Source organism: Streptomyces sp. NPDC002573, from assembly GCF_042889625.1.
GTDB classification, from domain to species: domain Bacteria; phylum Actinomycetota; class Actinomycetes; order Streptomycetales; family Streptomycetaceae; genus Streptomyces; species Streptomyces gibsoniae.
Map to the genome: position 1 here is coordinate 1 of NZ_JBIARC010000166.1, position 6,213 is coordinate 6,213.

7 protein-coding genes and 2 pseudogenes are annotated in these 6,213 nt (G+C 69.5%); 3 read left to right on the forward strand and 6 right to left on the reverse strand.

Going from position 1 to position 6,213, the window contains the following annotated elements:
• The 5 genes and pseudogenes from ACFYX0_RS46160 to ACFYX0_RS46180 form a co-directional block, all read right to left on the reverse strand.
• Positions 1-722, reverse strand: a pseudogene (locus ACFYX0_RS46160) (helix-turn-helix domain-containing protein); the annotation flags it as partial.
• Between the two features lie 59 nt (positions 723-781).
• The gene (locus ACFYX0_RS46165) at positions 782-1,255 is read right to left on the reverse strand and encodes a hypothetical protein (RefSeq protein WP_388981425.1); all 474 of its coding nucleotides are present in this window, start codon (positions 1,253-1,255) and stop codon (positions 782-784) included.
• A gap of 36 nt (positions 1,256-1,291) precedes the next feature.
• Complete coding sequence (locus ACFYX0_RS46170; protein WP_388981428.1) at positions 1,292-2,266, reverse strand: polysaccharide deacetylase family protein; 975 nt, start codon at positions 2,264-2,266, stop codon at positions 1,292-1,294.
• A 767-nt stretch (positions 2,267-3,033) separates the two neighbouring features.
• Positions 3,034-3,195 (reverse strand): hypothetical protein, encoded by a 162-nt coding sequence (locus tag ACFYX0_RS46175; protein WP_388981431.1) that lies wholly within the window; start codon positions 3,193-3,195, stop codon positions 3,034-3,036.
• Between the two features lie 248 nt (positions 3,196-3,443).
• Complete coding sequence (locus ACFYX0_RS46180) at positions 3,444-3,860, reverse strand: hypothetical protein (RefSeq protein WP_388981433.1); 417 nt, start codon at positions 3,858-3,860, stop codon at positions 3,444-3,446.
• Positions 3,861-4,117: 257 nt separating this feature from the next.
• On the opposite strand from ACFYX0_RS46180, the gene ACFYX0_RS46185 reads away from it, so the two are divergent.
• The 3 genes and pseudogenes from ACFYX0_RS46185 to ACFYX0_RS46195 form a co-directional block, all read left to right on the forward strand.
• On the forward strand, positions 4,118-4,420 hold the full coding sequence (locus ACFYX0_RS46185; RefSeq protein WP_388981436.1) for a DUF1778 domain-containing protein: 303 nt from the start codon (positions 4,118-4,120) through the stop codon (positions 4,418-4,420).
• Positions 4,417-4,803, forward strand: coding sequence for a fic family toxin-antitoxin system, toxin component (locus ACFYX0_RS46190; RefSeq protein WP_388981439.1), 387 nt, complete (start codon positions 4,417-4,419; stop codon positions 4,801-4,803). Before ACFYX0_RS46185 ends, ACFYX0_RS46190 begins: the two co-directional genes overlap by 4 nt.
• A 447-nt stretch (positions 4,804-5,250) precedes the next feature.
• Positions 5,251-5,594, forward strand: a pseudogene (locus tag ACFYX0_RS46195) (ATP/GTP-binding protein); the annotation flags it as partial.
• Between the two features lie 161 nt (positions 5,595-5,755).
• Here the strand turns inward: ACFYX0_RS46195 and ACFYX0_RS46200 are convergent.
• Positions 5,756-6,103: a hypothetical protein gene (locus ACFYX0_RS46200; RefSeq protein ID WP_388981442.1), complete on the reverse strand. Its 348-nt coding sequence runs from the start codon at positions 6,101-6,103 to the stop codon at positions 5,756-5,758.
• Positions 6,104-6,213 lie beyond the last annotated feature (110 nt).

Sequence of the window (6,213 nt, forward strand, 5' to 3'; positions counted from 1 at the left end):
GGCCCGGCAGCCCGCGTCCTCCAGGTCCATGACGAGGTTCTTCGCCGCCTGCGCCACCCAGGCCGCGGTCGGGTGCGCGGCGGCGCCGAGGATGCGGATCCGTCGGCTGGCGTGCTCGATCACCGCCAGCACCTGCAGACGCGCACCGGTCAGGGTGACCGCCTCGAAGAAGTCGCAGGCCAGCAGCGCGTCGGCCTGGGAGCGCAGGAAATCGGCCCACGTGCCGGCGCCGCGTTCGGGCGCTGGGTCGATTCCGGCCTCCCTCAAGATCTCCCAGACCGTGGAGGCGGCGACCTTGATGCCCAGGACGAGCAGTTCGCCGTGCACGCGCCTGTAGCCCCAGTGGGGATTCTCGCGCGCGAGGCGGAGTACGAGGGCACGTATGGAGTGCACGGTCCGCGGCCGGCCCGGACGCTTCGGCCGGGACAGGGCGGCATGCCGACGTGCGAGCAGGTCCCGTGCCACCGCAGCACCGTCTCCGGGCGCACCAGCAGCCGCACCCGGCGCAGCGCATCCATCGGCAACCGGTGCAGCAGCGCCACCAGGAACGCCCGGTCGGCCGCATCGAACCGCGGTCTGCGCTTGCCCAGTTGCCGCTCCAGCACCGTGATCTGATGCCGCAGCACCAGGATCTCGATGTCCTTGTCCCGATCACTCATCGGCAGTAGGCGCAGCAGCGCGAGCGCGTTGCTCACACCGATGTTGGCCAGTCGCAGCAGCACGGACGATCACGTTGCAGTGCTGATCGGCTTCCGCGCAGCCGCGGCGTGAGCATGAGCATTCATCGTCGAAGCTCCGCGAAGGCCGCCCACCGCCTCACCACCTGGGCGGATGAGGTTTTCGGCAAGGACAAGGTCAACGGGATTAGACGGGCCGGTCCGGCAGGGCCGGTCATGGTCGTGGCGGCGGCGGTCAGGGCGAGGACGGCGGATGCGACAAGAGAGAACAGCGACCAGCGCATCCAGCAGTTCCAGCAGGTCACCTGCCCTTCGTCCAGGCCGGTGAAGGTCTTGCCGAGTTGGAAAGTCTCTTCGATCCGCCACCCTCGGCAGATCACTTCCACCAGCTGGACGAGGGTGACAGGTGCGGGCGACCAGCAGCGGAGGAAGGAGATCTCGCCGGTGTACCGGTGCCGGCGGGCGACCAGGACGCTGGTGCCGTCATCTCCGTGTCCGTTGGGGGTGTCGTCCGCGCGGACCGACTGGCCGCTCGGCTGCGGGCGGGTGCCTCCTGACCCGGACCGCAGCGCCCGCACGGTCGTACGCGGCCGGCGGTGCGCAGGGTCCTTGGGTCATACAACGGGGAATCCGTAGCTGTAACCCTGGGCGTCGAGCTGGTCCAGGAGGCGGGCGAGTGCCTGCACGGTCTGCGAGCGGTCGCCGCCGCCATCGTGCATCAGGATGACCGCGCCGGGGCGCAGGTTCTGGTCGACGTTGCGCAGGATGCCGTCTACCCCCGGGCGCCGCCAGTCGTTGGCGTCGTCGGACCAGCCGAGCGGCCTCAGATCGTGCTGGGCGGCGATGGCGCGGATCCACGGGGTGAAGTCACCGCCGGGTGCGCGGTAGTACCAGAGCTTGGTACCGGCCCCGGCGGCGTCGGCTATGTCCCGCTGGGCGTCGACTATCTCGTGCGTGTTGTAGTCGACGGACATCCGGTCCTGCTGCTCGTTGTGGTGCACCGAGTGGTCGCACAGCCGGTCGCCGGCGGCTTTGATCGCCTTGGTCAGGTACGGGAACCGCTTGGCTTGGGGGCCGATCTCGCAGAAGGTGGCCTTCGCGTGATGCTGCGCGAGGAGGGCCAGTATCTGCGGTGTCCAGCGCGGGTCCGGGCCGTCGTCGAAGGTCAGCGCCACGGTCTTGCCGCCGCCCGCCGCGCCGCGCGAGATCGACGGGTCGGCGAGCGGCCCGCCGCCGGGCGCCTTGCCGCTGACGGAGCTGCCCGGGGAGGCGGCTGCACCGGGTGCGGTGGTGGAGTCGGAGTTGGGCGGGGACAGCGGCGCACTGTGGGAGGGGGTGAGCGGGACGCCCCGGGACGGGGTCGGGTTGTCCGACGCCGAACCCGGCATGCCCCGGGACGGGGTCGGATTGTCCGACCCCGTACCCGGCGCGGTCGGCGACTGGGCGGACGCCGACGGGGACGCGGCTGAGGGCGCCGCCTGGGCCGACGTACTCGTACTGGTGTGGGGTCCGCATGCCGTGAGGACGGCTCCGGCGAGTGTCGCCACGAGCGCGGCGGCTGTCGTCACTTTGGCCCTGGCCGATGCCACAGTTCTCCCTCCGACGGCACCGCGGCCCGGCGCCTGGATTGGTGATGGTCGCGATGGGGCGCGCAGAGGAACAAATAAGGAAACCGGCGGCCGGTGCGGGCCGCGGTGGTCGTCGTCTGCCCGCGGGGGTGCGGCGGGTGCTCGCTCGGGGCCCTGTCGCACACTGCACCGCGCTCTGGCACGGCGCGGGCCCCTCGCCCGCTCACGGACGATGGTCCCCCCGGCGGGACCGTCACTTACATCCCCTTTGCGCCTGATGTCGGTCCACCGTAGAAGAGCATCGCCGAAGACCCCAGAGCCTCCGCGAAATCCCCGGTGTGACAAATATCCCATATACGAAATACCTCGCACCGATCCGCAGACCGGTGCGCGCACAACAATCAGGCCGGCCACCGCCCCGTGCGCTGGGTCCACGACACGGCACCGCGGAGTCGCCTGTGAGGGGTGTCGGCGTCGGCCGGCAGGTGCTGCCACGTTGACCGGCCGGGCTTCGCCTTGTGCGGAGGGCCGCGGACCGGGGTGGTGTGGAATGGGATGCCCGGGAGGGCTTCGAGGCGTATTTGATTGTCTTCGTTCCGTCTGGAACGCAGGAACCCCCGGCTCCCTCCGAAGCCCGGAGCCGACAGCGCCTGGCCTGTACGTACGGGAAGCCCCCCACTGAACACGCTCTGATCCACCCGGCAGGTCAGGGGCGGCCCGCCAGACCGCACTCAGCCGGCTCCTGGACCGCCTTGCGGACGTCCCCGCACTCTCTCCCGGCCGGATACTCAGTCCTCGCCCACCTGCAACAACGTCAGGGCGAAGCCATTGCCGATCCCCGCGACGACTCCGTCGAAGGTATGCCGGGTGACCGGGTCCCACCCGCGTGCCCGGGGCGAGAGGTCGCTGATGTTCGTGTACCAGGCAGACTGGTAGCCGAGCAGACTCACGACTCGCTCAGCCGCTCGGTGAACATGATCGCGGTCGCGGCATGGCGTAACCGGGTACACCAGGTCCTCAGCCGCCAGGTAGGTCAGGAGCTCCACAGCGCGCTCACGGTCGATCCGAGACTGGGCCGCGAGGAGCGTTCTCAGGGTGGGGTGGTGGTCGAGGGCAAGCAGGGCGTGGACGTGACGGTGCTGCAGGCGCCCCGTTCCGCCTCCATCTCGGGCCCGACCGCTGACGTCGAGCGCATCGGTCAGGAGGGTAACGTCGAGCCGGGTGTCCCAGAAGCCTGCGGGCGCACGGTTTCCCTCTCCCACCGGGAGCGGACGTCGGCGTCGCGATCGGGTATGACGCACAGGCCCATCGCCGGGTCGGGCGGAATCTTCTCGGCGATCACCTTCAACAGGCGCCTCGCAGAGTGCACACGGCCCTCGCCCTTCGCTTCCTGTCCTGGCCACTCCGCTGCGACGATCGCGGCCAGGGCGTTGGACAGCGCCTGGTCGTAGATTCCTTCGTGCCCGGGCTCGGTTTCCGCGGACAGGTCGACGCTGGAGACCTCGGAAAACGGGTCCGCGTCATTCTCCTGCCGGAGCGCGTTGAGCATCATCATCGCGCACTGGCCGAAATATTCGGCCCGGCGGTCGCTCGGAAGGTCGTTGCCCGACTGCATGCGCACATCATCGTCCGGACACGGAAACGAGGGCCCATCGGTTTGACCCGACGACGCACCAGCACAGCCTGATCGGACGGACCCAGCACGAGCGGCGCCGCACACACTGTGGCGCCCAGCGTCCAGGGCAGCGCACAGCCGCACTACCGGCGGGCTCACGCAATTCCCGTGCCCACTCGGTGGAACGTTCTCTACGGTGACCTGCGGCGGAACGGCGTCCTTCCTGAGCATGTGGTATCGCTGGTACCGTGGATACCATGTCGGATGCCAAAACAGCGATGAACCTGCGCTTTCCCGACCCTGCGCAGCGGGCCGCGATCGCGGCCGCGGCCAAGCAGGCGGGTGTCAGCATGCAGGAGTACATCCTTTCTGCCGCCTACGACCGTGCGACCGCTGTGGAGCGGCGGTTCCTGGACGGTTTCAAAGCGTCCATGGCTCGTAGCGGCGCGGCTTTCGCGGTCGAGCCCGGCAGCCTGGACCCCAGTGCCGAGCAGCGTGAGGCCGAGCAGGAAGCGCGTCGAGAACTCGAGCAGCACCAGGAGCGAGGCCACGCCGCGTGACCCAGCCGGAACCGCTCCACCCGCTCGACGTGACTTTCCTGCTGCACGCCGCCGAGCTGCTCGACGGCGATCCGCAGGTCGACGACTACGGACCGCTGTACGCCGCGGTCGCCCGGGTCAATGCCAAGGCGATGCAGCGTGACATCTACGGCTCCCTGTATCTCAAGGCCGCCGCGCTGCTCCAGACCCTGGCGAAACTGCCGTGCTTGGAGCATTCCAACGAGGCCTTCGCCTGGCATGCAACCGAGGCCTATCTGATCCTCAACGCGCGCGGACTCGACTACCCGCCCAAGGCGGCCGTCGCGCTCGTGCGGGACGCGGCCTCGGGAGCGCTCGGCGTCGCCCGGATCGCCCGCCAGCTGCGCGACTGGACCGCCGCCTGACGTGCAGTACCGGGGAGTCGTCGTGGCCCGGCGCGCAGCCTGCACCAGCCACAGGGCCGGATTGCCCGCGCAGCACGCATGCTCCAGCAAGACGGAGATCAGCCGCACTACTGGCTGCCGGTCGTCACAGCACGGTCATGAGGAGGCGGGTGCGGGGAGCCTGCTGCGCCCTCCGTCGGCCCCGGCACTCCCCCGAAGGCGCACACAGCCTTCGCCGGCCGCTGCCCCCAGCCGCACAGTGGCGCAGGGAAGCGGGCGGAAGGCGCCTCCGCCCTGCCCTTCGCCTGGTGTGCACGGTTTACTAGGCACCATGGTTCAGCAGTCGTCTCCTGGTGCCACGCCCTCCGTCGCTGACGTGCTGCACGAGCGGTACGCGGGGCGACTTCCCGACACCCTGGAGGAGCTCGGTGGGCCGGAGCACGGGCCGTCGAGCTGCCGCTCCACATCGTCTCCGGAGTCCGCGGCGCCCAACTCGCCGGACGCGCCACCCTCATCACCTGCGGCCCCCTCCCCGCCCGCCACGGATCACGCGAACCCTTCCGCGACGCCATCACCGACATCGAAAACGCCCTCGACTCCAACAGCACAAACCCGGCACCCTCCCGGCCCACGCCCCCTACCTCCACCAGCGCACCGCCGACCGCATCGGATCCCTCACCCGCCTCATCCGCCAAGCCGCCATCACCGCCATCTGCGACGGCACCGAACGCATCACCAAACGATCACTCGAAGCCATCCGCCTCGACCACCTCGCCGAGCAACACAACCGCCCCCGCACACAAGGCCGCTAGCCCACCACCCCTCCAGCACAAACAGCTCTGACCAGCACAAACACCAACCGAGCCTTTTCACGCTAGAGCTACCTACAACGAACCCAGCCCCACTCAGCGCACAAGACACAAACCCAGCTCACACACCCCGGCCTCTCCACCGAAGCCGCCCACCCCGCCCCTCAGCAAACCAGCAAACACCAGGCCAGCCGCCGCCCCATACACCAACAAGCCCCCCTCCGAGCGTCAGTCAGCGGCCACGCGCCCGGCGCGGCCGGGTCGAACGGGTTCGGACCTTCACTGCCGTCCGGGAAGGAGGGCGCGATGCCGCACACCCGCCAGCAGAAACGCGTGATCTCCACCTGGGAGACCATGTGGCGCACCAGCGGCGCCACGATCTCGGCAGCCGTCGGGGCAGCGGCTTCGACCGCCTCGCGAACGGCCGGGTGGCCCAACCACGAGGCAGCGACTTGCCGTGCCCATTGTTCCTCGTTGCGGTACCACTTCGCCGCCGCCCGCTCGTCAACCATCCCGCCATCATCACCCTGAACCGCCCCGGGTTCGGTAGAGATCTCAGATTGTGGTTGTGACCTGGGGTTTCGTGAGTTCCGTGTAGTAGTTGGCTTCGTACTCGACGGGC

What these genes read in the sequence shown, in the direction of transcription:
- ACFYX0_RS46180 (WP_388981433.1), bottom strand. Translation starts at nt 3,860, where the DNA reads ATGCAGTCGGGCAACGACCTTCCGAGCGACCGCCGGGCCGAATATTTC.
- ACFYX0_RS46185 (WP_388981436.1), top strand. Translation starts at nt 4,118, where the DNA reads ATGTCGGATGCCAAAACAGCGATGAACCTGCGCTTTCCCGACCCTGCG.
- ACFYX0_RS46200 (WP_388981442.1), bottom strand. Translation starts at nt 6,103, where the DNA reads ATGGTTGACGAGCGGGCGGCGGCGAAGTGGTACCGCAACGAGGAACAA.